The sequence below is a fragment of the Streptomyces mesophilus genome (genome assembly GCF_040300965.1).
GTDB classification, from domain to species: Bacteria; Actinomycetota; Actinomycetes; order Streptomycetales; family Streptomycetaceae; genus Streptomyces; species Streptomyces mesophilus_A.
Genome location: NZ_JBEPEW010000001.1, coordinates 73,119 through 97,962, shown reverse-complemented (window position 1 = coordinate 97,962; position 24,844 = coordinate 73,119). Strand labels below are relative to the sequence as shown.

At 71.1% G+C, this 24,844-nt stretch carries 14 protein-coding genes and 1 pseudogene; 6 read left to right on the top strand and 9 right to left on the bottom strand.

Annotation, left to right across the window (positions count from 1 at the left end; all coding sequences use genetic code 11):
- The first annotated feature begins 6 nt into the window (after positions 1-6).
- Genes ABT367_RS00400 through fdhD form a run of 3 tightly spaced genes read left to right on the top strand, consistent with a single transcriptional unit; the run spans position 7 to position 3,680 of the window.
- Entirely contained in the window at positions 7-1,926 is a 1,920-nt protein-coding gene (locus ABT367_RS00400; RefSeq protein WP_352247966.1) for an NAD(P)H-dependent oxidoreductase subunit E, read from the top strand.
- Positions 1,927-1,937: 11 nt separating this feature from the next.
- Positions 1,938-2,810 (top strand): 2Fe-2S iron-sulfur cluster-binding protein, encoded by an 873-nt coding sequence (locus tag ABT367_RS00395; RefSeq protein ID WP_352247964.1) that lies wholly within the window; start codon positions 1,938-1,940, stop codon positions 2,808-2,810.
- 6 nt (positions 2,811-2,816) lie between these two features.
- Positions 2,817-3,680, top strand: coding sequence for a formate dehydrogenase accessory sulfurtransferase FdhD (gene fdhD / locus ABT367_RS00390; protein ID WP_352247962.1), 864 nt, complete (start codon positions 2,817-2,819; stop codon positions 3,678-3,680).
- A 208-nt stretch (positions 3,681-3,888) separates the two neighbouring features.
- Here fdhD and ABT367_RS00385 read toward each other — a convergent pair whose 3' ends face one another.
- The 5 genes and pseudogenes from ABT367_RS00385 to ABT367_RS00365 form a co-directional block, all read right to left on the bottom strand.
- The gene (locus ABT367_RS00385; RefSeq protein ID WP_352247960.1) at positions 3,889-4,536 is read right to left on the bottom strand and encodes a hypothetical protein; all 648 of its coding nucleotides are present in this window, start codon (positions 4,534-4,536) and stop codon (positions 3,889-3,891) included.
- Positions 4,533-4,880, bottom strand: coding sequence for a hypothetical protein (locus ABT367_RS00380; RefSeq protein WP_352247958.1), 348 nt, complete (start codon positions 4,878-4,880; stop codon positions 4,533-4,535). Before ABT367_RS00380 ends, ABT367_RS00385 begins: the two co-directional genes overlap by 4 nt.
- 7 nt (positions 4,881-4,887) lie before the next feature.
- Positions 4,888-10,158, bottom strand: coding sequence for an HD domain-containing protein (locus ABT367_RS00375; protein ID WP_352247956.1), 5,271 nt, complete (start codon positions 10,156-10,158; stop codon positions 4,888-4,890).
- 177 nt (positions 10,159-10,335) lie between these two features.
- A pseudogene (locus tag ABT367_RS00370) lies at positions 10,336-10,883 on the bottom strand (amidohydrolase family protein); the annotation flags it as partial.
- A gap of 150 nt (positions 10,884-11,033) precedes the next feature.
- Positions 11,034-13,070, bottom strand: coding sequence for an NAD(+) synthase (locus tag ABT367_RS00365; protein WP_352247955.1), 2,037 nt, complete (start codon positions 13,068-13,070; stop codon positions 11,034-11,036).
- 310 nt (positions 13,071-13,380) lie between these two features.
- On the opposite strand from ABT367_RS00365, the gene ABT367_RS00360 reads away from it, so the two are divergent.
- Together ABT367_RS00360 and ABT367_RS00355 are read left to right on the top strand one after the other, a co-directional pair.
- On the top strand, positions 13,381-15,246 hold the full coding sequence (locus ABT367_RS00360) for a sialidase family protein (RefSeq protein ID WP_352247953.1): 1,866 nt from the start codon (positions 13,381-13,383) through the stop codon (positions 15,244-15,246).
- An 11-nt stretch (positions 15,247-15,257) separates the two neighbouring features.
- Positions 15,258-16,502: a DUF4185 domain-containing protein gene (locus ABT367_RS00355; protein ID WP_352247951.1), complete on the top strand. Its 1,245-nt coding sequence runs from the start codon at positions 15,258-15,260 to the stop codon at positions 16,500-16,502.
- On the opposite strand, the gene ABT367_RS00350 is transcribed toward ABT367_RS00355, so the two are convergent.
- Entirely contained in the window at positions 16,438-17,514 is a 1,077-nt protein-coding gene (locus ABT367_RS00350) for a bile acid:sodium symporter family protein (protein WP_352247949.1), read from the bottom strand. The genes ABT367_RS00355 and ABT367_RS00350 overlap by 65 nt on opposite strands.
- A gap of 194 nt (positions 17,515-17,708) precedes the next feature.
- On the opposite strand from ABT367_RS00350, the gene ABT367_RS00345 reads away from it, so the two are divergent.
- Positions 17,709-18,575, top strand: a complete 867-nt coding sequence (locus ABT367_RS00345; protein WP_352247947.1) for a LysR substrate-binding domain-containing protein — start codon at positions 17,709-17,711, stop codon at positions 18,573-18,575.
- 28 nt (positions 18,576-18,603) lie between these two features.
- Here the strand turns inward: ABT367_RS00345 and ABT367_RS00340 are convergent, their stop codons facing one another.
- Genes ABT367_RS00340 through ABT367_RS00330 form a run of 3 tightly spaced genes read right to left on the bottom strand, consistent with a single transcriptional unit; the run spans position 18,604 to position 24,718 of the window.
- The gene (locus ABT367_RS00340; RefSeq protein ID WP_352247945.1) at positions 18,604-19,689 is read right to left on the bottom strand and encodes a FecCD family ABC transporter permease; all 1,086 of its coding nucleotides are present in this window, start codon (positions 19,687-19,689) and stop codon (positions 18,604-18,606) included.
- Positions 19,686-20,750, bottom strand: a complete 1,065-nt coding sequence (locus ABT367_RS00335; protein WP_352247943.1) for a FecCD family ABC transporter permease — start codon at positions 20,748-20,750, stop codon at positions 19,686-19,688. The genes ABT367_RS00340 and ABT367_RS00335 overlap by 4 nt, the downstream gene beginning before the upstream one ends.
- Positions 20,747-24,718, bottom strand: coding sequence for an ABC transporter ATP-binding protein (locus ABT367_RS00330; protein WP_352247941.1), 3,972 nt, complete (start codon positions 24,716-24,718; stop codon positions 20,747-20,749). The genes ABT367_RS00335 and ABT367_RS00330 overlap by 4 nt, the downstream gene beginning before the upstream one ends.
- Between the last annotated feature and the right edge of the window lie 126 nt (positions 24,719-24,844).

Genomic DNA, 24,844 nt, shown 5'->3' with positions numbered 1-24,844 from the left:
CAGGACATGGATCTGCACTTCGGTGACAGCAAGCCGACCGATGAGGAGCGGGCAGCGATCGACGCGCTGCTCGGTCCGCCGGAGTCGGCCTGGGAGGGGGCGTCGGACCGTACGGACACCGACCTTCGCTGGGCACGTGGAGGACGGGCCGCACGGGAGCGGCGCGATCTGTTGTTGCCGGGGCTGCATGCGGTCAACGACCGGGTGGGATGGATCAGCGAGGGCGCGCTCGACTATCTCTGCAGGCGGCTCACGGTCCCGCCGGCGGAGGCGTACGGGGTCGCGACGTTCTACTCCATGTTCTCCATGAAGCCCCGCCCCGCGACGGTGCTTCATGTGTGCACGGACCTGGCGTGCGCCTCCCGGGACTCCGCCTCCTTGTGCGCGGGTCTCGAAGCGCGCCTGGGTCCTGCGGGCACACCGTCGGGGGCGGGGTTCCTCTGGGAGAAGAGCCCCTGCCTGGGCCTGTGCGAGCGAGCTCCGGCGGCTCTGGTGATACGGGCGGGGGCTCCCACCTCCGCTCAAGTGGGCCCCGGAATGCGGCTGTTGGGTGCGCTCAGCGGCGAGGACCCGGTGGCGCCCGACGTCACGCGGGCCACCGCCGTGATCGCCCCGGCGACCGTCGAGGAGGCGATCGTCGCGGCGACCGCCCCGGAGACGGCGCCCGAGGAGACGGCGGCCGCACTGTCGGTCCCGCAGGCCGGCCAGGACGGACTGGTGCTGCTCAAGAACATCGGCGTCATCGACCCGTACGACCTCGACGACTACCGTTCCAACGGCGGCTATACGGCGCTGCGGACGGCCTTCGCGATCGGACCCGCGGGAGTGATCCGCGAGGTCAAGGACTCGGGCCTGGTCGGCCGGGGCGGCGCGGCCTTCCCCACCGGGGTCAAGTGGGGGGCCACCGCGTCCCAGCCGGACCACCCGCACTATCTGGTCTGCAACGCCGACGAATCCGAGCCCGGCACCTTCAAGGACCGGGTCATCATGGAAGGCGATCCGTACGCGCTCATCGAGTCGATGACGATCGCGGGCTACGCGATCGGCGCCAGGCAGGGCTACCTCTATCTGCGCGGCGAGTACCCGCGCGCCCTGGAGCGTCTGACGAACGCCATCGAGACGGCCCGTGCGCGCGGTCTGCTCGGCGAGAACATCATGGGCCAGGGCTACGACTTCGACATCGAGATACGCCGGGGCGCGGGCGCGTACATCTGCGGGGAGGAGACGGCGCTCTTCAACTCCATCGAGGGCTACCGCGGCGAGCCGCGCTCCAAGCCCCCGTTCCCGGTGGAGAAGGGCCTGTTCGGCAAGCCGACCGTGGAGAACAACGTCGAGACGCTGGTCAACGTGCTGCCGATCCTGACGATGGGCGCGCAGGCGTTCGCCGCGATCGGCACCGAGAAGTCGACCGGACCGAAGCTGTTCTGCGTGTCCGGGAATGTGGAGAGGCCGGGGATCTACGAGCTGCCGTTCGGCGCGACCCTCGGCGATCTGCTCGAACTCGCGGGCCCGCCCGAGCGGTTGAAGGCGGTGCTGCTCGGCGGTGCGGCGGGCGGTTTCGTACGGGCCGACGAGCTGGACATCCCGCTGACGTTCGAGGGCACCCGCGCGGCGGGCACGACGCTCGGTTCGGGCGTGGTGCTCGCGCTCGACGACAGCGTGCCGCTGCCGCGGATGCTGCTCCGGATCGCCGAGTTCTTCCGTGACGAGTCCTGCGGCCAGTGCGTGCCCTGCCGCGTCGGCACCGTACGGCAGGAGGAGGCGCTGCACCGGATCGCGGACCGCACCGGAGCGGCCGCGGCGAACGACATCGCACTCCTTCGTGAAGTGGGGGCGGCCATGAAGGACGCCTCGATCTGCGGTCTCGGGCAGACCGCGTGGAACGCCGTGGAATCGGCCATCGACCGTCTGGGAGCGTACGAATGACAGCACCGGCCATGCCACGCAACACGTCCGCCGTACCGCTCGGACTGCCGCGCAGGCTCATCGAGTTCACCCTGGACGGCCAGGAGGTCCGCGTCCCGGAGGGGTCCACGATCCTGGACGCCTGCCGGGCCGAGGGCAAGGAGATCCCGACGCTCTGCGAGGGCGACACGCTGCGGCCCAAGAACGCCTGCCGCGTATGCGTCGTCGAGGTCGAGGGCGCCCGTACGCTGGCGCCCGCGTGCTCCCGTAAGGCCGAAGCGGGCATGACGGTCAGGACGGACACCGAGCGGGCCCGGCACAGCCGGAAGATCGTGATCGAGCTGCTCGCCTCGTCCGTGGACCTCTCCACCACGCCCCGCGTCGAGGAGTGGATCAAGGAGTACGACGCGAAGCCCGACCGCTTCGGTCCCGACGCGGCCCGGCTCGACGAGGACCCGAAGATCGACAACGACCTTTACGTCCGCGACCTCGACAAGTGCATCCTCTGCTACAAGTGCGTGGACGCCTGCGGCGACCAGTGGCAGAACACCTTCGCCATCTCGGTCGTGGGCCGGGGCTTCGACGCGCGGATCGCCGTCGAGCACGACGGACCGCTCACCGAGTCGGCGTGCGTGTACTGCGGCAACTGCATCGAGGTGTGTCCGACGGGCGCCCTGTCCTTCAAGTCCGAGTACGACATGCGCGAGGCGGGCACCTGGGACGAGTCCCAGCAGACCGAGACCACCACGGTCTGCGCGTACTGCGGAGTGGGCTGCAATCTCACGCTGCACGTGCAGGACAATGAGATCGTCAAGGTCACCTCGCCGCACGACAACCCGGTGACCCACGGCAATCTCTGCATCAAGGGCCGCTTCGGCTACCAGCACGTACAGAACCGGGACTGATCACTCATGGGACGCGTCACGGAACGGCGCCGGGTCATCCGGGTGCGGGGCGGACAGATCTCCGCGCGCCCGGACACCTTGGTCGCCGAGGAACCTCTGGAGATCCGGCTCAACGGCAAACCGCTCGCCATCACGATGCGCACCCCGGGCGACGACTTCGCGCTCGCGGCGGGCTTCCTCGTGAGCGAGGGGGTGCTCGGCGCCGCGGAGGAACTGCAGTCGATCGTGTACTGCGCGGGCGCGACCGCCGACGGTACGAACACGTACAACGTCGTCGATGTGAAGACGGCTCCGGATGTCGTGATCCCCGACATCACCCTGGAGCGCAACGTCTACACGACGTCCTCGTGCGGCCTGTGCGGAAAGGCGTCGCTCGACGCCGTGCGCACCACCGCGCGGTGGCCGATCGACGACACGCAAGGGGACAGCGCTCCCCCGGTCCGTCTCGATCTCGGACTGCTCGCCCGCCTCCCCGACCGGCTGCGGGAAGCACAACGGGTCTTCGACCGGACCGGGGGCCTGCACGCCGCCGCGCTCTTCACCGAGGACGGCGACCTTGTCGACATACGCGAGGACGTGGGCCGGCACAACGCGGTCGACAAGCTCGTCGGGCGCGCGCTGCGGGAAGGGCGGCTTCCGCTGTCCCGCTCGGTGCTCCTCGTCTCGGGGCGCGCGTCGTTCGAGCTGGCGCAGAAGGCCGTGATGGCGGGCATCCCGGTGCTCGCCGCGGTCTCGGCACCGTCCTCGCTCGCGGTCGACCTGGCCGCGGAGACCGGCCTCACGCTGGTCGGATTCCTGCGCGGCGACTCCATGAACGTGTACGCGGGCGAGCATCGCCTGGCCCTCGAGGCGACGGCTTCGACGAGCTGAGCGACCGCGGCCCGCTACACGACGGGCGGGGCCCGGCACCGGCGGGGAGCGCCCCCTGCGCCGGGCCGGGCCCTTGCCTTGTGTTGCTCTCGCGTTGTGCAGGAAGCGCGCCCCGCCGGGAGCCTCGTCGTGGGCCTCGTCCTGCTTCGCTCCGTCCGCAGTTCCTGATCGCTCATCCCCGGCGGCGGGCGGCAGCGACGCGTGCCGATCAGCATCCGCGGACAGGGGTGATGGAACGCACCTGGTCGAAGGGGATGCTGCGCCACACGCCCGCCGCCGGTGTCCGCCCGCCGGACTTGCCCTTCGACCCGGCGACCTTGAGGGTCAGCGTCCGGGTGTCGCCCGCCATGAGCTCACCGCAGCGAGGGCCATCGACGGTCACCACCAGCACGTGCGGCACCGCGGTGGCGGGTTCCTTGCCGGCGTCCGCCGGGACGACCCAGGACACGGCGATGGCGGCGACGATCGCGCACAGTCCCACAACGGAGGCCCGGCGCGCGGCGGTCAGGGCGTCCTGGGTCCGCTCGACCTCGTCAAGGACGGCAGCGAAGAGCCGGTCCCCGGTCAGCCAGGTCCGCTGCCCCAGTTGCCCGTGCGCGGCCCGGACGGCACCGAGAGCCCCGATCAGCAGCAGGACGAAGGCGAACACGAGCAGCGCCGCCGTGGTCCAGCGCCACACGGCGGGCATCCCGGCCACGCTCTCCCGCCCCTTGAGCACGAAGACCACTCCGACCAGACCGGTGAGCCCGGTCAGGCCGTTGCGCCACCCCTCGGCCTGCCGGCGTACAGCGGTGAGCTGATCGAGCTGCAACTGCTGACCCAGCTGCGCGAACCGCTTCTTGGCCAGGTCCGTCACGTGGTCGTCCCCGGGGCGGGCGCCGGCACGGGGACCTCCCAGAAGGCGCCGCACCCCGAGTCGGGCGACTCGGGCGGCCTCTCCGCATGGGGATAGCCGCACTGGCAGTAGACGGGAATGCTGCCCGTGAGCGGCTCGGGCGTACGCCGACCGCGACCCAGGAGCCTCTTGGCCGGCCCCAGTACCCCGTACGCGACGCGGAAGACCACCGTCGCCCTGCACGTCGGGCACGGGCCGGTCACCGTGTACCAGCGGCCGTCCTCGGAACGTACGACATGGAACGTGTCGGTGGGCGGAACGGCCGGCTCGTACTCACGGAAATCGGTCGGTACGTGATCGGGCATCGAATCCTCACTCGGTGTGGTCCCGGTAGGCACGGGGTACCGGCGTCGGGGCCGGTCCGGCGGGGCATTCGGCCGGCAGCGCGAGGCCGAACAGCGGGGCGTAGAGGGCCAGCCGGTCGTGGACCCAGCGGGTCGGCCGCTCCAGCTCCCGCGCGGTGACGGCGATGCGCTCGCCCGTGACCTGCCCGCAAAGCGCAGGGGCCGACCCCGTGCAGTGCTCGGTGAGGAGGATCAGATCCTCCCAGGTCGGCACCACGTCGAACTCCGGGCGCTCCACGAGCAGTTCGAGCCCGAACGGACGGTAGATCGCCAGTCGGTCCCATGCGTGATCGATCCGCCATCCGAAACGGGCCGCGACGCGCAGCAGTTCGATTGGCCCCGCTGGGCGGGCACCCACCAGATCGGAGCCGAAGAGCGCCCTGTCATGCTGGCTGGGCCGGTACTGCCGCCAGTCGGCGAAGCCGTCCGGGTGCCCCCTGTGGTCTTGGCCCTCGTCCCCGGATTCCCGCCACGGCCCGCCCAGCGGGGTATAGCGGCTCAGGACGGCCATGCTCTCGCCGAGGGTGCCGTCCATGGAGAGGGCGTGATTGACCAGCCTGACGGGGGCGGAGTTCGTGCGCCACTCCACTCGGCCGTCCTCCTGCACGCAGCATGCTTCGATGTCCGCCGGGGTGGGGCGCATCTCGGCGAGGGAGGCCGGCAGCGCCGGTCCTGACGCCGCGAGCCCGACGAGAGGGCCCACGGCCAGCAGCCGCTCGATCACGGAGCCGAGGGGCATCCTGGCGTACGCCGCGGCCAGGACCGCGTAGAGGCCGTGGATCTCACCGTTCACCACCATGGACGCTCTCGCCTGGGGATAGCGGTACAGCTCAATGCCTCGGCTGATGGGCACCGGGAGCAGTTCCCAGTCGTTCTGCGAGATGCCCCGCCAGCTCTCGGCCAGAGCCGGTGCCTCTGTGGCCACGAGACCGTCAGCCGCCAGTTGGCGAAGGCTCTCCGCGACCTGCTCCGTGGTCTCCTGCACGTTGCGTACGGCTGCCGCAGTCTCGAGCAACGGAGCGGGACAGATGGCTCCTTCGCCGGACAGCGAACGACCGATCCAGTCGTTCAGCGCGGCACCAAGGAGGTCACTGTCGAGTCGGCTGAAGACCCGGCCGGCCAGATCTCCGTATTCGGGAATCCGCACCGCATTGGGCCTGAGGATGGCGTCATACCGCGCGAGGACCTGGTCGATGGGCAGCGACAGCATCCCGGAGCCGCGCGCCAGTTGACGGCGGGACAGGATGCCCACCTCCCCGAACCAGGGCGACACCCCAAGGCTCCGTTCGAACTCATCACCCTGTTCATCCGGCACGCGGAGGCGCGCCGAACCCTGACCCCACGTATCGGCTTCGGGATCCTCCACCACCTCGGCCTGTTCGGGGAGCGCGACAGGAGTCACGCCGAGCCACGCGTACCGGTGCAGGACCTTCTCGTACTCCTCGGCGTCCGGGAGCGGGCCTTGGGAGGGCTCGCCCGTATGCACGAACTGGAAGTGCCAGGACAGCAGCCCGAGTTCCGCTCGGGTGGCCACCTCGGTTTCGGGAGGTTCGGCGACCGTCTCGGGAATCGACAGCGGAAATCCCGCGGCCGCGAAGCGCCGGGCCCTGCCCCATGCCTCGCGCAGTGAAAGCCCCTTCTGCGCGCTGAATCGGCTGAGCATGGACAGCACATCCACTTCGTCATGGTTGAGGTCCGGATCGAGAAGGGACCCGAAGTAGGCGCGGCCTCCCATCAGCAGCTCGCAGTCCGTGGCGTCCAGCTCCATCGCGTGCGCGGCGTCGAAGTCTGTCGCCGGCGGAAGCTCCAAGCCCACGACCGCATAGCGTCGCAGCCTCCGCCACACGTCGCCGAGAGTCAGCACCTCGTCCGTGCCGTGCGCCAGCGCGGCCCGCCGCACACCGTCGAACGTCCTCAGGGGAAGTCTCCTGCCGACGCGCGCCTCCCAGGCCTGCGGCGTCGGATAGCCGGCCACCGTCTCAGGCACCGCCAACTCCCGCAGCCGCACGCCGAGTTCGATGCCCACAGAGTGCAGTACGCCGGCGCGCCACGCCGGCAGAGTCTCTTCCCCCTGGCTGACGGAGCTGAGGGGGGCACTGGACACTCCGTACTCCGTACGGAGCGCCACCAGACGCGAATCGAGCGGGAAGCACCCCACCTTCCGGAACTCGAAGACGGTCGACCGGTCCCAGCCGAGTCTGCTGGTGACGCGTGCGTCGGCTGCGAGCAGCCGCTCCGTGATGCGTACCGCCCCTTCCGGGTGCCAGGTGGCGAAGGCCCAGAGCCACTCCATGGTCATCCACTCAGGTGCCTGGAAGTCCCGGCAGGCCTCCAGGATGCGATCGGTCACCCAGTCCCGGTCGTACGAGAGGAGGGTCGTCCTGCTGGTGCTGATGTCCGGGGCGTGTGTCTCCCGCAGGTCCACCACGCAGCCGAACGGAAGCCTTTCTGTCCTGCGACCGTTCATGTCGTCGAAGGACGGCTCGCGACCGTCCTCACGGAGCCAGGTCTGGGCCGTGCGGTCGCCCTCGCCGAACACGGCTTCCGTGTCGACTTGCACTCCATCCGCCAGAAGGCATCCCTTGCCCTCCACCCACCACATGTCCTTGCCCGCGGGTACAGGTCGGGTGTGGTCGCCGAAGTAGTAGAGAGCCTTCTTCTCCCACGCCCGAACGATCTCGCCCTCGACCTCCACGCGCATCGCGAAGTCCGACCGCCAGATGTGCTTGGCGAGTTGTCCGGCCACGTCGACGCCGTCGGCCTGCAGATAGAGCCGCACCCTCGTGCCGCCTCTGGCCTGTGCCTCGTCGTTCCTGCGGATGCGGAACAGGCTCCCGCTGGAGGCGATGTCGACGCGCAGCCCGCCGGACGGGTCCTCACGCCCGTACTCGTCGGTGGCGCGGGTCCAGATGCTGATCTCGTCGGCCAGCATGAAATAGCTGAAGACCCCCACGCCGAAACGGCTGTTGGGATAGATCCTCAGGTCTGGGTCGGCCCGCCGCCAGTTGGCCTGCTCCCGCCGGTACTCGCGCGACTGCTCGAAGCGCCGGCCGGCCCGCGAGAAGGTGCCGCGCAGCGTCTCGTGCCCCATGCCGACGCCGTTGTCCTCGCACTCCACGTAGGGACGGCCCTCGTCGTCGACGCCCTGTCGGAAGACGATCTCCCCTTCCCAGTTCGGGGCGATCTTCCGGGCGACTTCCCCGTAGCGCACCCGGGCCTCCCGGTAGCGGCAGGCGTCGAGCGCGTTCTGGTAGAGCTCCCGCAGCGCGAGAGCGGGGTCGCCGTACAGCTGGGTGCCCATAAGGAGTTCACGCATCTCGTCCTCGGCGAGGGCGAACCGCATCAGCGGCATTCCGTAGGCGTCGCTCCTGGTCGCGATGTCGTACTGCGGGCGCAGCCTGCGGCAGGTGACCCGCTCGGGCAGGTGGGTGAGCAGTTCGGTCGGCCCCGTCGGCGCGGTGTGGGCCCGGATCCGCCGCACGGCGTCGTCGGTCCAGTCGGTCAACGTCTCCAGTGCCGCGTGGACCGCGGGATGGGGGCAGGGGAGGTCGAGGTCGAGTGCCTTGCTGTGACGGTCCCGGGACCACCTCAGCTCCCGCACGCTCTGGACGGCCTGGGCGGGGCGCAGGCCGTCGGTGATGCCGATGTTGTCCACCAGGACCCCGGGCAACTGGCGCAGATCGCCGCCGAACAGACCCGCCACACCGATCAGCCAGGACAGTTCGCGAGGCCGCCAGCGCTCCACGGTCGAGTCCCGGCACACGAGTTCGTCCAGCCGCCAATGGGTGTCGGCGCCGACGCGCTCGCCCTGGTGGGGCTGCGCGGGGGCGACCCCGGTCTGGCGGCAGACTCGTACCAGCTCGTCGGTGAGTTCCCCGATTCTGGCGGGTGCCGCGTCGGCGCCGATCATCACCTTGGCGAGCGGGGTGAGGAGTTGGGGGGCATACGTGTCCCACAGCTCCTCCTTGCCACTGACGTGCCGGTGGACGAGCCAGGCTGCGACGGCTTCGGCGTCCTCCGCGCATCCGCGTCCGGCCAGCTCCCGGCCCTTGCGCCGCAGCAGGGCATGCGCGGCGAACGTGTGCTCCAGGTCGACGCGTTCGGGATCGCGTCCCGCGTCGCCCATGGCCGGATCGAGCTGGAGCGGGTCGATGGCGGCAACATTCATGATCCCCATCGCGTGGACCGCCTCCCGTACGAACGGCGCCGCGGCAAGCAGGGCGAACTCGCCCGCGTCGAGCAGCGGTCCGCCCTGGGTCTGCGACGGCGCCAGCAGCGGTCTGAGTCCTCGCGACAGGACCCGCACGGGATAGTTGTCGTCCGCCCAGGGGTCGGGGACCCGGGCCAGCGCGCCGCCACGCCACTTCGCGCACTCCTGCGTCAGCCGGACCAGTACCTGCTGGAGTGCGGCGCGGCGTTCGTCCCCGCACTGGACCGACGCCCACAGTTCCGGGTCACGCACCCCCAGCGTCCACTCCTCCTGGAGGGTGCGGCCGGCGCAGAGTTCGACCTCCTTGACGGCGTCGGGGCCGCTCGGGGCGTAGTGGGGGGTCGGGGTCTGTTCCTCGCGGGCGGCCCGGGCGAACTCGGTGGTCCTGCGGACGGTGTGGGTGATGACGTCCGCCACCGTGCGCGGCGCGGTGTCGGCGTGCAGGGCCTCCGCGAGGGCCCGTGAGAAGTGACTGCCCAGTTCCGCGTCGGAGCCGCAGGTCTGGCCCGGGCCGCAGCCGAAGAGGACGGCGACCCTGTTCCGCCAGGCCGGGAAGTTGGTCGCGGGGCCGCCATAGGACGGGCCGTCCGCGCCAGCCGTGTCGCGGCAGGCGTCCACAGTGAGCAGCACCGTGTCCGCCCGGCAGCCCTGGAGCAGTTCCGCGAGGTCGAGTCCGATGAGGCTGTCGAGCGCGACTTGCGGCGGCGAGGTCGCCCAGGTCAACTGGGCATCCGCGGGGACGAGATAGTCCGCGCCGCCGACGGAGAGACCGTGCCCGGTGAAGTGGATGAGGACGGTGCTGTCCTCCGGCGCGGTGGCGCACACCCGGCTGATGGTGCTGCGGATCCGTGAGCGCAGGGCGGGCTCGTGCGGGGGTGTGCCGACGAGTTCCACGCTGTAGCCGGAGGAGCGCAGCGCCTCGGTCATCAGCTCGACGTCCCGGCCTACGGTGTCCGTCAAGTCCTCGAAGCGATCGGAGAGTTCGTAACGGGGCACCGCCACGATCAGCGCCTGCCTGCTCTCCCCCATGTCGCCGCCTCCCCGCGTCCGTCACCTGCGCAGGTCAGGATGGCACAGGGAGACTGAGCGATTCCCGGGTTCGCCTACCACGAGCGGCGGACGGTGAAGGCGCACAACGGCCAGCGGACGGAACGGACGGTCCCGTCCGGCTCCGTCGCCGTGACGTCCCCTGCCCCTGCGGGCTATTCACCAGACCCGTACCGACGCTTCCCGCGCCAACACCGGACACGTCGCGTCCGTCGGAGGTTCCCCCAGTTGTTCGCCGATCTCCTGCGCCGCCGGGCCCGCCTTCGCCGCGATGGGACCGAGGAGGTCGCGGTCGACGCCGTACACACACGCCTCATTGCCGCCGACCATCGCCGCGACCTCCTCGCGCTAGAGGCCCACGTACGCGATCCGCAGGCCCTCGCGGGAGTACGGGTGCGTGCCTCGTCGTGCGGATAGTCGCTGCCGCACAGGATCATGTAGAGGTCGATGCGGTCACGGAGCGGCAGCTCATGCGGGCGCATGACGCCTGCGGCGACGAAGCAGTTGACTCACCAGACCTCCGAGGGGCTCGTGCCCATCGAAGCGGCAAGACCTGCGCCGGTCCTGGACACGGCCGTAGACGCCCTCGTCGCCGCCGCGACCGGCCGCCCGTGGCAGTAGCCCAACATGTCGAGCACACCGGGTATCCAGCCCGAACCCTGCCCGGCCAGCACCAGCGCCGGACCGGGATGGCGGCGGAAGGCCCCCCGCCCGAGGGCCGGCTGAGCCGCCCCACCCCTCGACGGCTCCGCCCACTGACCGCCAGCGGCCGGTCGAGCTGCGGACAAAACCTCATTCCCGCCCCGGCGCCCCTCTCGGCGAGGGCTCCCCCTGGCCCCAATGGCCGGCTCAGCCCTCTACAGCGCCTCGTCGATCCGCTTCAGGTCCCGGAGCCAAGCCTCCGCCGTGCTGTCCGAAGGCGCCCGCCAGTCGCCACGGGGCGAGAGCGAACCGCCGTGGGACACCTTCGGGCCGTTCGGCATCGCGGAGCGCTTGAACTGGGCGAAGGCGAAGTAGCGCTTGCAGAAGACCTCGAGCCAGCTGCGGATCTCCGGCAGGTCGTACGCGCCGCGCTTGTCGTCCGGGAAGCCCGGCGGCCACGCGCCCGCCTTCACGTCGTGCCACGCGTGCCACGCGAGGAAGGCGATCTTCGACGGCCGGAATCCGTAGCGAAGCACGTAGAACAGCGTGAAGTCGTGCAGCGCGTACGGGCCGATCTTCGACTCCGTGGACTGCAGTTCCTCGCCCGGCACCAGCTCGGGGCTGATCTCGGTGTCCAGTACGGCGGTGAGTGTCGCGGCCGTCTCCGCGTCGAACTGCTCGCTGCTGACCACCCAGCGGATCAGATGCTGGATCAGGGTCTTCGGCACGCCCGAGTTCACGTTGTAGTGGCTCATCTGGTCGCCGACGCCGTACGTGCACCAGCCGAGCGCGAGCTCCGAGAGGTCACCCGTGCCGAGCACGATGCCGCCGCGCTGGTTGGCGAGCCGGAAGAGGTAGTCGGTGCGCAGTCCGGCCTGGACGTTCTCGAAGGTCACGTCGTAGACGGGCTCGCCCTCGGAGAACGGGTGGTCCATCTCGTCCAGCATCAGCCGGGCGGTGCCGGTGATGTCCAGCTCCGCGGCTGTCACACCGAGCGCGTTCATCAGCCGGTGGGCGTTGCCCTTGGTGTGGTCGCCGGTGGCGAAGCCGGGCATGGTGAAGCCGAGGATGTCGGTGCGGGGCCGGCCCGCCCGGTCCATGGCACGGGCCGCCACGATCAGCGCGTGCGTGGAGTCGAGGCCGCCCGAGACACCGATCACGATCTTCGGGTTGCCGATCGAGGCCAACCGCTGCTGGAGACCGGCGACTTGGATGTTGTACGCCTCGTAGCAGTCCTGCGCGAGCCGCTCGGCGTCGGCGGGCACGAAGGGGTAGCGCTCCAGGCGGCGCTTGAGGCCGAAGTTCCCGGTCGGCGCGTCGAGCCGGAAGGCGATCCGCCGGAAGTCTCCGGTGCGCTCGCCGTGGACGCGGCGGTTGTCGTCGAAGGTCCCCATCCGCATGCGCTCCTGGCGCAGCAGATCGAGGTCCACATCGGCGACCGAGCGCCGGTCGCCGTCGGGGAAGCGTTCGGTCTCGGCGAGCAGCGACCCGTTCTCGTAGATCATCGTCTGGCCGTCCCAGGCGAGATCCGTGGTGGACTCCCCCGGCCCGGCCGCGGAGTACACGTACGCGGCGAGACAGCGCTGTGAGGCGGCGCGGCACAGGAGCTTGCGCTCCTCGGCGCGCCCGACGGTGATCGGGCTGCCGGAGAGGTTGACGAGCACCGTCGCGCCGGCGAGCGCGGCCTCGGCGCTGGGCGGCACCGGCACCCACATGTCCTCGCAGACCTCGGCGTGCACCACGAGCCCGGGGATGTCCTCGGCGTCGAAGAGCAGATCCGTGCCGAACGGCAGCTCCTGGCCGGCGATCCGGATCGTCCCGCCTCGCTCGTCGTCGCCGTCCGCGATCTGCCGGCGCTCGTAGAACTCGCGGTAGTTCGGCGTGTACGACTTCGGCACGACGCCGAGGATCCGGCCGCGGTGCACCAGGACCGCGCAGTTGTAGATGCGGTGGCGGTGGCGCAGCGGCGCGCCGATCACCAGGACCGGGAGGAGCTCGGCGGACCCGGCGACGACCTCCTGCAGGGCCGCCTCCACCTGGTCGAGGACGACATCCTGCAGCAGCAGATCCTCGATCGAGTACCCGGTGAGGGTCAGCTCGGGGAAGACCGCGACGGCCACCCCCTCCTCGGCGCACTCCCGCGCCTGCCGCAGGACGGCGGCCGCGTTGGCGTGCGGGTCGGCGATGTACGTATGGCCCGTGCACGCGGCGATACGTGCGAAGCCTTGGCTGTAGAGGGACCAGAAGTTCAACGCGGCCTTCCCCGACTCGACGGACGTGCTGTCGCCCCCATCCTCCCCCCGACCTGCCCTGCGGCCCAATCCGAGGGGCCGCGTGGCCGATGCGGCAGGCGGTGGCGTTCGGCGCCGTGCGGTCCGGCGGGACGAGCGCGCGTACGGGCTGCGGTCCGGCGGGACAAAGGCGTGCACGCGCCTTGTGAGGCGTGAGCACCCCCAAGTACCGTCTGGGGCTTGGACATTGGACGTCCTACGTCTGATGTCCGTTTGTGCAGCTACGCACCCGGCACCTCCCCATTCGCACCCCCAGGAAGGGCAGACCCGCATGCCGGCACCACATCGCGCACGCTTCAGACCCGCCGTCGTCACCGCCCTCGCCGCACTCCTGATACCCGGCCTGATCTCGGCCGCGGCCCCGGAGGCGGAGAACGCCACGCCCCCGGCCTTCGAGCAGCAGGTCCTCTTCAAGGCCTCCCAGGACCCGGGCTACGCCTGCTACCGCATCCCCGCGATCGTGAAGACGACCAAGGGCACCCTGCTCGCCTTCGCCGAGGGCCGGGTCGACGACTGCTCGGACGCCGGCGACATCGACCTCGTCCTCAAGCGCTCCACCGACGGCGGCCGCACCTGGGGCCCGCTCCAGGTCATCAACGAGGGCAACGGCGACACCCACGGCAACCCGGCCCCGATCGTCGACCGCGAGACCGGCCGGATCGTCCTCGCGGAGACGTACAACAAGGGCCGCACCGACGGGAAGAACTGCGCGGTCCCCTGTGAGCGCACCCCGTATATGCAGCACAGCGACGACGACGGCCGCACCTGGTCGACGCCGCGCGATCTGAGCGACCAACTGCTTCCCGACCACTGGAACTCCTGGTACGCCACGGGGCCGCACCACGGCATCCAGCTCAGCCGCGGCAAGCACAAGGGCCGCCTCGTCTTCGGCGTGAACACCGAGACCTGGGACGGCTCCCGCGTCACCGCCAACCACGCCGCCCTGATCACCAGCGACGACGGCGGCGACAACTGGAAGATCGGCGCGACCGACTCGTATCCGATCTCCGCGAAGGACGGCACCTTCCGGCAGAAGCCGAGCGAGATGGCGATCACCGAGCGACCGGACGGCTCGGTCTACGTCAACGGCCGTGAGCAGGACGGCACGGACCTCGGGCACCGCACGCACACGGTGAGCCGGGACGGAGGGGACTCGTTCGTGACGCCCTTCACGACCGTCCCCGACCTCTACACGCCCCAAGTGCAGGGCTCCACCCTGCAGTTCAAGGGCCGGATGCTGTTCGCCTGCCCGGCCGATCCCGACCGGCGGCGCACGATGATGGTGCGCTCCTCGTACGACGGCGGCCGCACCTGGGACAGCGTCGACCGCGGTACGCAGGTCACGGCCGACTGGTCGGGCTACTCGGACATGGTGCTCGCGGACGAGGACACCGTGGGTCTGATGTACGAGGGCGGCGCGGTGGACGCGCGCGACGAGATCCGGTTCGCGCGCTTCACCGAGGACTGGCTGAAGCCGCGCCTCGGCCCCGACCCGAGGACCGCGGACCGGGCGCGCGGCGCCGCGGACGCGTCGGTGCTCGGCGGGGCACGGGAGACGGACGGCCGCTTCGGCAAGGCGATCGCCTTCGACGGCACCGATGACGCCGTACGCCTGCCTTTCCGCCGCCAACTCCCGCTCGGCACGAAGGACTTCACCGCGAGCGTGTGGTTCCGCTACGACGCCACGACCGGTGAGCAGCCGATGCTCTGGATGGGCGGCATCGGCACCGGCCAGCCGCAGGTGTGGCTGCGCGGCGAGCCCGAGCAGAACCGGGTGAGCGCGCTGATCACCACACGCGAGGGCATGACCCCCGTGAAGTCGGCGGTGGCGCGCACCTCGTCCGCGTACAACGACGGGCAGTGGCATCAGGCGGTCCTGCGCCGCGGCGGTGGCGAGTTCTCGCTGACCGTGGACGGCGTGAAGACGGCGGTGGCGGACGTGCCCGGAACGGTCAGCCGCACGTCGGGTTTCGGTGTGCACCTCGGCCAGCGCCTGGACTCGCGGGCGCACTTCACCGGGGCCATCGATGAAGTACGGGTCCACGAGGGCCTGTTGAGTGACGAGGAGCTGGCTTCGGTGTCCGCACGGGACGCCATCCTGTGGCTGCCCATGGACCGGATCAGCCACAGCAACTAGCGTCGCCTTCCATGTCCGCAGCGGGGAAGCCGAGCACGCGCTATGTCCTGGTCGTCCTGCTCGCGCTGGCCTGCGCGGCCGTGCTGCTCATCGCCCTGCCGGACAACGACCGGCAGGGCGATGAGGTCTGTGACGGCTCGGTGGTCGCCTCGTGGTCCGCCGACGAGGCGACCACCGCCGAGTTCGTCCGGTACGGAAACGACCCGGCCCGCACCGACGACTGGACCGGCGGCGACGGCACGCATTCGGTACGGCTTCCCGACGGGCGGATCCTGTGGCTGTTCTCGGACAGCTATCTCGGCCAGGTGCACCAGCCGCCCAATCTGTCGGGGCAGCCGTACCCCTGGCGCGACGGCAGCGCCCCCTTCGTACGCAACAGTGCGGTGCTGATGTCCCCGTCGGGCCGGCTCGAACAGACCCTGCCCGCCCCGCTGTTCCCCGATCCGGCCCCTCAGCAGTGGCGGTGGCCGGTGGCCGCCCAGGTCGAGGAGCGCTCGCCGGGCTCACCCGAACAGGTCGTCCGGGTGCTTCTGTGGACCCGGGCCTCGGCGCCCGCACCCTGGATCTTCGGAGTGCCGACGGCGACCGAGGTGGCCACGCTCTCGCTTCCGGATCTGCGTCTGGAAGGGGTCGTACGGATCCTGGACCAGAACTCCGTACCGGACCCCTCCGAACGCGTCCTCTACGGCACGACCGCCGTATCCGAGGACGGCTACACCTACGTCTACGGCGGCAACGACGGCAAGGCCGCCCTGCGCCCCGCGTCCCACGCCTACCTGGCCCGGGTCCCGGGCGGGCGCCTGGCCGAGCCCAGCGCCTGGCGCTACTGGGACGGCGAGGGGTGGAGCGCGAACAGCAAGAAGGCGCGGCCCGTGCTCGGGGACGGCAAGCGCAAGGGGGTGGGCAGCGCTTTCACGGTCGTACGGCAGGAAGGGACCTGGGTGCTGTTCACGATGGCCGCCGGGACGAAGGGGCTGCGCAGCATCAGCTCGTACTGGGCCTGTGCGCCGCACGGCCCATGGCACGGGCCGACCCGGGACTTCGAGCCGCCTCTCCCCGAGGACGCGGCGCCGGAGCAGGACACCGCCGCGTACAACCCGCAGATCCACCCGGACCTGGGCGGGAAGGGCCTGGCCCTGAGCTATGACGTGAACTGGCTGGACGCGGCGCCGCGGGTGGCGGAGTCGCACATCAGCCGGAACGTGTCCCTGTACCGGCCGCGGTTCGTACGGCTGCGGCTCGAGCCTGCGCAGTAGCGGACCCGGTGACCTCGGGTCCCGCGAGACCGTCCTGGGCGAGGGCCTCGGGGTCGCGCGAGCGCCGCTTGGCGATCACCGCGCAGACCATCAGCTGCATCTGGTGGAAGAGCATCAGCGGCAGTACGGCGAGCGAGGCATGGGCCCCGAACAGGACGCTCGCCATGGGCAGTCCGCCGGCCAGGGACTTCTTGGAGCCCGCGAACTGGATCGCGATCCGGTCCTCGCGGCTGAACCCGAGCCGCTTCGCCCCGAACCAGCTGACGGTCAGCATCACCGACAGAAGCACGGCCTCGACGCCGAGCAGCGCGAGCAGCCGCAGCGGGGTGACCTGGCTCCAGATGCCCTCGACCATGCCGAGGCTGAACGCGCTGTAGACGACAAGGAGGATCGAGCCGCGGTCCACGTATCCGAGCACCTTCTTGTGCCGGGCGATGAACGGCCCGACCCAACGCCTCAGGAGCTGCCCGGCCACGAAGGGCACGAGCAGCTGCAGCACGATCTTCACCAGTGAATCGGCGGAGAATCCGGCCTGCCCGCCGATCAGCACCGCGGCGAGCAGGGGCGTGAGGAAGATGCCGATCAGCGACGAGAACGACCCCGCGCAGATCGCGGCCGGTACGTTGCCCCGCGCGATCGAGGTGAACGCGATCGAGGACTGCACGGTCGACGGCACCAGGGTCAGAAACAGGAAGCCGCTGTAGAGCGCCGGGGTCAGGACGTACGGCACAAGACCCTTGGCGGCCAGGCCGAGCAGCGGGAAGAGCGCGAACGTGCACGCCACGACCGTCAGATGCAGCCGCCAGTTCCGCAGCCCGTCGACGGCCTCGCGGGTCGAGAGCCTGGCTCCGTACAGGAAGAACAGCAGCGCCACGGCCGCGGTCGCACCGCCCGACGCGATGTCGGCGCCGGTCCCGCGGGCCGGGAACAGCGCGGCGACGCCCACGGTGGCGAGGAGCGCCAGGATGTACGGGTCGATCGGCAGCCGCTTCGGCCAGGCGGGGCGTTTCACTTGCGTGGTGCTCCAAGGTGGGGGGCTTGCTGGTGGGGCGGCGAGGTTCCCGCTCGCTGGTGAGGCGCGTTTCCGGCTCGCTGATGAGGCGCGGTACGTGCCCTCTCCATCGTCCTCCTGATCACCGAAATCGGGAATCCTGCATACAGCACTTACTGTCATCGCGAAACGCGATAACGGTCTACGCTGGGCGTATGTACGACCCGGTGCACCTGCGTACCTTCCTCGCCGTGGCGCAAACCCTGAGCTTCACCCAGGCGGCGCGCCGCCTTTCGCTGCGCCAGTCGACAGTCAGCCAGCACGTGCGGCGCCTGGAGGCGGCGACCGGCCGGGCGCTGTTCACGCGGGACACGCACAGCGTCGAACTGACGGAGGACGGCGAGGCGATGCTGGGGTTCGCGCGCTCGATCCTGGAGGCGCATGAACGCGCGAGCGCGTTCTTCACGGGCACCCGGCTGCGCGGGCGGCTGCGCTTCGGCGCCTCGGAGGACTTCGTCCTCACGCGCCTGCCGGAGACGCTCGAAACCTTCCGGCACGAGCACCCCGAGGTCGACCTCGAGCTCACCGTCGAACTCTCCGGAACGCTGCACGAACAGCTCGCGGACGGCGCTCTCGACCTGGTCCTCGCCAAGCGCCGCCCGAACGACCGGCACGGCGAGATGGTGTGGCGCGACGAACTCGCCTGGATCGGCGCACCGGGCCTGCGCCTCGACCCGGACCGCCCGGTCCCGCTGATCCTCTTTCCTCCACCGGGCATCACGCGCGCCCGCGCCCTTGACGTCCTGGAACAACAGGGCCGCGCCTGGCGCATCGCTTGTACGAGCGGCAGCCTCAACGGTCTGGTGGCGGCGGCCCGCGCGGGCCTCGGCGTGATGGCGCACGCGCGGGGCCTGATCCCGCCGGGGCTCGTGCGGTTGCGGGGCGGGGGGCTGCCGGAGCTGGGCGCGGTGGACTTCGTCCTGCTGCAGGGGCGTCATCGCAGGGCCGGTACGCAGGAGGCGGCGCAGGCGCTGGCCACGGCGATCCTGGCGAGCGGGGACCGGTTGCGCAGCCGGGGCTGAGGGCCCAACACAGCTGCTGAGTGCACCGCTACAGGCGCCCCGACCTGCGCTCGCGCAGCAGCAGCCAGCTCAGGTAGATGCCGCCGCCGACCCCGGTGACCACGCCGACCGGCATCAGGGCCGAGCTGGTGATCCGCTGGGTCACCAGGTCCGCGCCGCAGACCAGTACGGCGCCCATCCATGCGGCGGGCAGCACGTTCGGGCCGGGCGAGCGCGTGACGCGTCGGGCCAGTTGCGGCGCCGCGAGCGCGACGAACGGGATCGGTCCGGCCGCCGCCACCGCCATCGCGGTCAGGCCTGTGCCGGCCGCGAGCAGCACCAGGCGGGTGCGCTCGGGCGGCACCCCGAGCGCGGCCGCCGTGTCGTCGCCCATCTCGAGCATGGTCAGCCTGCGCGCGTACAGGAGGGTGACCGGCACGAGCACGGCCAGCGAGAGCCCGGCGATCCACACGTCGTTCCAGCCGCGGGCGTTGAGGGAACCGACCATCCAACTGGCCGCCTGCGCCGCCTTGCCGATCTCCGCCCGTACGTACAGGAAGCTGGTGGCCGAGCCGAGCACCGCGGAGGCGCCGATGCCGATCAGGACGAGCCGGTAGCCGTGCACGCCGCGCTTGAACGCGAGGATGTAGACGGCGATCGCCGTGGCGAAGCCGCCGGCCACCGCGCCGAGCGCGGTCTGGGCCATGCCCGCCTCGAAGAGGATGATCGCGACGAGTGCGCCCGCGGAGGCGCCGTTGCCGAAGCCGATGATGTCCGGACTGCCCAGCGGATTGCGGGACAGCGACTGGAAGACGGCGCCGGCCATGCCCATCCCGAAGCCGACGAGTATCCCGTCGAGGGCCCGGGGCAGCCGCAGGTCCATGACGATGAACTCGGCGCCGGGCGGTCCGTCACCGGTCAGCGTGCGCACCACTTCCCACGGGGTGAGGGCGAAGCGTCCCGTGCCGATGGCGAACAGCATGACCACCGCGGCGAGAGCGGCCAGGAGCGTGCAGGTGAGCAGGGCCCTGCGGTCGAACCTCAGCGACCACGCGCCCCTGCGTACGTAGCCGCGTACGAGGGGGGCCGGGGCTTCGGCGGGCCGGGGAGCCGGGGAGATCTTGGTGGAGGTCACAGTTGGGCCGCCTTCCGCCGACGCACCAGGTGGATGAAGATCAGGCCGCCGATGAACGCGGTGACCACGCCCACCTCGATCTCGGAGGGCGGCACCACGACCCGGCCCAGTACGTCGCAGACGAGCAGCAGGGCCGGTGCGTACACCGCGCAATAGGGCAGCAGCCAGCGTGGTTCCGAGCCGCAGAACGCCCGCGTCGCGTGCGGGATCATCAGCCCGATGAAGCCGATGGGCCCGCACAGCGCCGTCGCCCCGCCGCACAGCAGGGTGATCGCGACGATGGACAGCACGCGCGTACGGCCCAGATGGGCGCCGAGCGCCCGCGCGGAGTCGTCGCCGAGGGCCAGCGCACCCAGCGGGCGGGCCAGCAGGAAGGCGAGCACGATGCCGGCCCCGATCACGGGCAGGGCTGTCGTGAGCAGCTCCATGGAGCGTCCGGCGAGTGTGCCGACCGCCCAGTGCCGCATGGTCTCCAGGGCGTCCAGGTCGACGAGTTGCAGCCCGTTGACATAGCCGAACAGGGCGGCGTTGACCGCCGTGCCCGCCAGGGCGAGACGTACGGGGGTGGCGGCGCGGCTGCCGCCGAGCGCGTTGACGATGACGGCGGCCACGGCCGCGCCCGCGAGGGCGAACCACAAGTAGCCGGTGAAGGAGCCGATCCCGAACACGCTGATCGCGGTGACCACGGCCGCGGAGGCGCCCGCGTTCACGCCGAGCAGTCCGGGGTCGGCCAGCGGGTTGCGGGTGAGCACCTGCATGACGGCGCCCGCGACCCCGAGGGCGGCGCCCGCCGTCAGGCCGATCAGGGTGCGGGGCAGCCGCAGTTCGCGCACGATGGCGTCGTTCTTGCTGCCCACCGGGTCGGCGAGGGCGGACCACACCTCACCGAACGGGACCTGTTTGGTACCGATCGCGAGACTCAGCGCGAAGGCGGCCGCGAGCAGCACAAGTCCGAGCAGCAGGCCCGCCAGGCGCACCGAGAGGCGGGTGCCTCTCGGGGGTTCTTCGCCGTCCGTCGGCTTGGTGGTGACGGCGGGGGCGGCGGCGGGAGCCGCGGTCATCGGGCACTCTCCGATGCTGGAGTCATGGCGTCCCTCGGCTGCGGTACGTCTGTTGGATTCGGTACGTCGGTCGGATTGGGTACGTCTGTTGGCTTCGATACGTCGGTCGGATTGGGAACGTCTGTTGGCTTCGATACGTCGGTCGGATTCGGTACGTCTGTTGGCTGCGGTACGTCGGTGAGGCCGGGCTCGTCCGGCCGGGGTGCCGTGCCCGTGGTGTGCTGCCACATGCGGGCGTAGTGGCCGCCCGCCGCGAGGAGTTCGGCGTGGCCGCCCTGCTCGGCGATGCGTCCCCGGTCGACGACGACGATCCGGTCGGCCCGTGCGGCGGTGCTCATGCGATGCGCCACGACGACCGTGGTCCGCTTGCGGGCCAGGCGTCGCGTGGCATCGAGCACGCTCTGCTCGGCCGCCGGATCGAGGGACGCGGTCGCCTCGTCGAGCAGCAGAAGACCCGGGTCGACGAGCTCCGCCCGGGCCAGGGCGATGAGCTGTCGCTGTCCCGCGGACAGTGATGTGCCGCCTTCGCGCACCGGTTGGTGGAAACCGTAGGGCTGTGCGGCGACGGCCTCGAGGGCGCCGACCGCGCGGGCGGCCGCCTCCACCTCGGCGTCGGAGGCGGCCGGCCTGCCGTAGCGGATGTTGTCGGCGACGGTCCCGGTGAACAGGTGGGTCTCCTGCGGGACGTAGCCGATGAGACGCCGGTAGCCCGACGGGGCCCAGTCGCGCAGATCCCGGCCGTCGACACGGACGCTGCCCCGGTCCGGGTCGTAGAAACGGGCGAGCAGTTTGACCACGGTGGACTTGCCCGCGCCGGTGGTGCCGACGAGTGCCACCGTCTCGCCGGGTGCGATGCGCAGGGCGGTGTCGTGCAGGGACGGCTGTCCGGCGCCCGGGTAGGTGAAGGTGACGGCGTCCAACTCCACTGCTCCGGTGAGGCGTTCGGGCAGCGGCGTGTCGGTGCCCTGCTCGGGAAGGGAGGGGGTGATGCGCAGCAGTTCCATGGTGCGGCGCAGACCGACGGAGGCCTGCTGGTAGCCGTCGAACGCGAGGGAGAGCTGCTGCAGCGGCGAGAAGAACATGCCGAGGTAGAGCAGGAAGGCCGCGAGCACACCGGGGCTGAGGTCGCCGTCGGCGATCCGGTGCGCACCCACGAACAGGACGAGCGCCCGGGACAGTTCGGCGGCGAAGTTGATGGACGGGAAGTAGACGGAGGCATAGCGCTGGGCCCGCAGGCGCGCGGTCCGATAGGCGTCGGAGAGCTCCCCGAACTCGCGCGAAGCGCCCTGCTCCCGGGAGTGCGACTGGGAGGTGCGCAGTCCGCTGACGTTCTCCTGGAGGCTGGAGTTGACCGCGCCGATGCGCTGGCGGGCCTCGTCGTACGCGGCCGATGACAGCCGCCAGAACACCCCCGTGGCGGCGAGCACCAGCGGCAGCAGTCCGAGTGCGGCGAGGGCGAGCGGCGGGTGGACCACCACCATGGCCAGGGCCGCGCCGGTCAGCGTGGCCAGGGAGGCGACGGAGGTGAGCAGGCCGGTCTGCAGGAACTGGGACAGGGCGTCGATGTCGTTGACGACCCGGGTCATCACCTGGCCGCCGCGCTCGCGCTCGTAGAAGTCGAGCCCCAGGCGCTGCAGATGGGCGAAGACCCGCACGCGCAAGCCGTACAGCACGCGTTCACCGGCCCGACGCGTCACGCGCGCCTGGGCGCGGTACGCGAAGAAGCCCAGCGTGACGGCGCCGGCCGCGAGCAGTACGCACAGGGTGAGGGCGGCCGCGCTGTCCCGGCTGACGCCGTCGTCGAGCCCGTGCCGTACGAGGATCGGCAGGGCGATGGCGGCAAGGGAGTCCACGGCGAGCAGCGCGAGGCCCACGAGCAGTGCGGCCCGCACCGGGCGCAGGAGCCCGCCCAGGGAGAGCCGGGGGTCGGGGGTGCGCAGGTCCTTCTCGTCGAGGGCGGGGTCCTCCGACTGGTCCGACTGATTCGACCGATCCGACTGGTCCGACTGCACCGACTGCACCGACTGCACCGACTTCTCCGCTGTCGGGCCCTTCGGCCACAGCTCGGCGGTCGTCCCGTCGGCCGATGCGCCCGCAGGGCGGGTCCGTTCGTCGAGGGAGCCGCTGGCCCCGGCCAGAAGTTCGGCGAACAGCGGGCAGCGGCCGGTCAGTTCGGCCTCGGTACCGATGTCGACCAGTCGTCCCGCGTCGAGCACGGCGATCCGGTCGGCGAGCGCCAGGGTGGAGCGGCGGTGGGCGATGAGCACGGTCGTACGGTCCGCCGCCACGGTCCGCAGCGCGTCCTGGATGGCCGCCTCGGTGGCGGGGTCCACGGCCGAGGTGGCATCGTCGAGGACCAGCACCTGGGGCTGGCTGAGCAGGGCCCGGGCGAGGGCGATGCGCTGGCGTTGACCACCGGAGAGGCTGAGTCCGCGCTCGCCGAGCAACGTGCCGTATCCAGCGGACAGTTCGCTGATGAAGCCGTGCGCGCCGGCGGCCTCGGCGGCCGCCCGCACCTCGGCGTCGGTGGCCTCGGGCCGGCCGTGCGCGATGTTGTCGCGGACCGAACAGGAGAAGAGGAAGGGGTCCTCGAAGACCGTGCCGACCGCGCGCCGGAGCGAGGCCAGGCGCAGCTCCCGCAGATCCTTCCCCGCCTCGGCATCACCCGCCCCGGCCTCGACCGTCCCCGCCCCGGCCGTGTCCGTCCCGGCCCCGACCGCCCCCGCCTCGGCATCCTTCGCCCCGAACGCGCTGTCCGCCGCACTCCGCACCAGCACGCTTCCCGACTGCGGGTCGTAGAACCGGCTGAGCAGCAGCGAGACGGTGGACTTGCCGGACGCGGGCGGCCCGACCAGGGCGAGGGTCTCGCCCGCCCGTACTGTCAGCGAGAAATCCTTCAGCACCGGATCGCTGGGGGCGTAGCCGAAGGTGACGTCGCGCAGTTCGACCCCGAGCGGTCCGTCCGGCACGTCGGGGGCGCGCGGATCGTCCACGATGTCCGGTGCGGCGTCGATGAGTTCGTAGACACGTTCCGCCGCGGCGCGCGCCTGCTGCGCGGTCACGGTGAAGTTGGCGAAGAGCCGGGCCGGCCCCGCGAGCAGCGTGAGGTATCCGGCGAAGGTGAGGAACGTACCGATGTCGATGCTGCCGCGCAGCGCGAGCCAGCCGCCGAGCGCGAGCAGCGCGACCTGACCGGCCGGTGGCAGGACCGCCATGGACGCCGCGGAGTCGGCCTGGATACGGGCGAGTCGGACGCGTCGGCCGAACAGAGCACGGGCGGCCCGCGCGAGCCGGTCGGTCTCGCGCCGCTCCTGGCCGAAGGCTTTGACGACGCGTACGCCGGTGACGGTCTCCTCCACGTGCTCGGCGATCGTGGCCGCCTGCGCCTGCGCCTGCCGGGTGGCCGGGCCGACCCGGCGGCGGCTGCGCCGCGCGAGCAGGGCGAGGGCCGGTACGACGGTCAGGGCGACCAGCGCGAGAGGGGCCGACAGCCACAGCATCGCCGCCGCGGCGACGGCGAACTGGGCGGTGACGCCCACCGGTATCGGCAGCATGCCGAGCAGCACCTGGATCTGCTGCAGATCGCTGTTGGCCCGCGAGACCACCTGCCCGGTGCGCAACGAGTCCTGCTTGACGCCGTCGTAGCGCTGCACGGAGGCGAACACCTGGGTGCGCAGGTCGTGTTGGACGGCTAGGGCCAGCTTGCCCGCGTAGAAGCGGCGGGTGAACTCGGCCCCGAACTGGACCACGGCCAGGGCGCACAGCACGACGACGAGCAGGACGACGCGGTCCGTGCGGCCCGCGATCGCGTCGTTCACGGCGAGGCCCGTGAGCAGGGGGCCGAACGCCTCGAGGCCCGTTCCGAACAGGGAACTGAGCAGGACTGCGGTCAGCAGACCCGGGTGGCTGCGGCAGGCGGCCAAGGGCCGGCGCAGCCCTCCGGTGCCGTGGGGGGATCCGGTAGACATGAGGTTAGCTTAGGCTAAGCTAACCTCGCCTTGTCACGGGGTGGACCCCTCACCCCGACCGTCCCCCAGATGACGGACATGTGCCCTTTTCCCGACAGAAACTCCGTCAACAACCCCCCACACAAC

Bases quoted from the DNA above. Each gene is read 5' to 3' on its own strand.
- ABT367_RS00380 (WP_352247958.1), bottom strand. From the start codon at position 4,880: ATGCCCGATCACGTACCGACCGATTTCCGTGAGTACGAGCCGGCCGTT.
- ABT367_RS00355 (WP_352247951.1), top strand. From the start codon at position 15,258: ATGTCCGCAGCGGGGAAGCCGAGCACGCGCTATGTCCTGGTCGTCCTG.
- ABT367_RS00330 (WP_352247941.1), bottom strand. From the start codon at position 24,718: ATGTCTACCGGATCCCCCCACGGCACCGGAGGGCTGCGCCGGCCCTTG.
- ABT367_RS00400 (WP_352247966.1), top strand. From the start codon at position 7: ATGGATCTGCACTTCGGTGACAGCAAGCCGACCGATGAGGAGCGGGCA.
- ABT367_RS00375 (WP_352247956.1), bottom strand. From the start codon at position 10,158: ATGGGGGAGAGCAGGCAGGCGCTGATCGTGGCGGTGCCCCGTTACGAA.
- ABT367_RS00335 (WP_352247943.1), bottom strand. From the start codon at position 20,750: ATGACCGCGGCTCCCGCCGCCGCCCCCGCCGTCACCACCAAGCCGACG.
- fdhD (WP_352247962.1), top strand. From the start codon at position 2,817: ATGGGACGCGTCACGGAACGGCGCCGGGTCATCCGGGTGCGGGGCGGA.
- ABT367_RS00360 (WP_352247953.1), top strand. From the start codon at position 13,381: ATGCCGGCACCACATCGCGCACGCTTCAGACCCGCCGTCGTCACCGCC.
- ABT367_RS00345 (WP_352247947.1), top strand. From the start codon at position 17,709: ATGTACGACCCGGTGCACCTGCGTACCTTCCTCGCCGTGGCGCAAACC.
- ABT367_RS00395 (WP_352247964.1), top strand. From the start codon at position 1,938: ATGCCACGCAACACGTCCGCCGTACCGCTCGGACTGCCGCGCAGGCTC.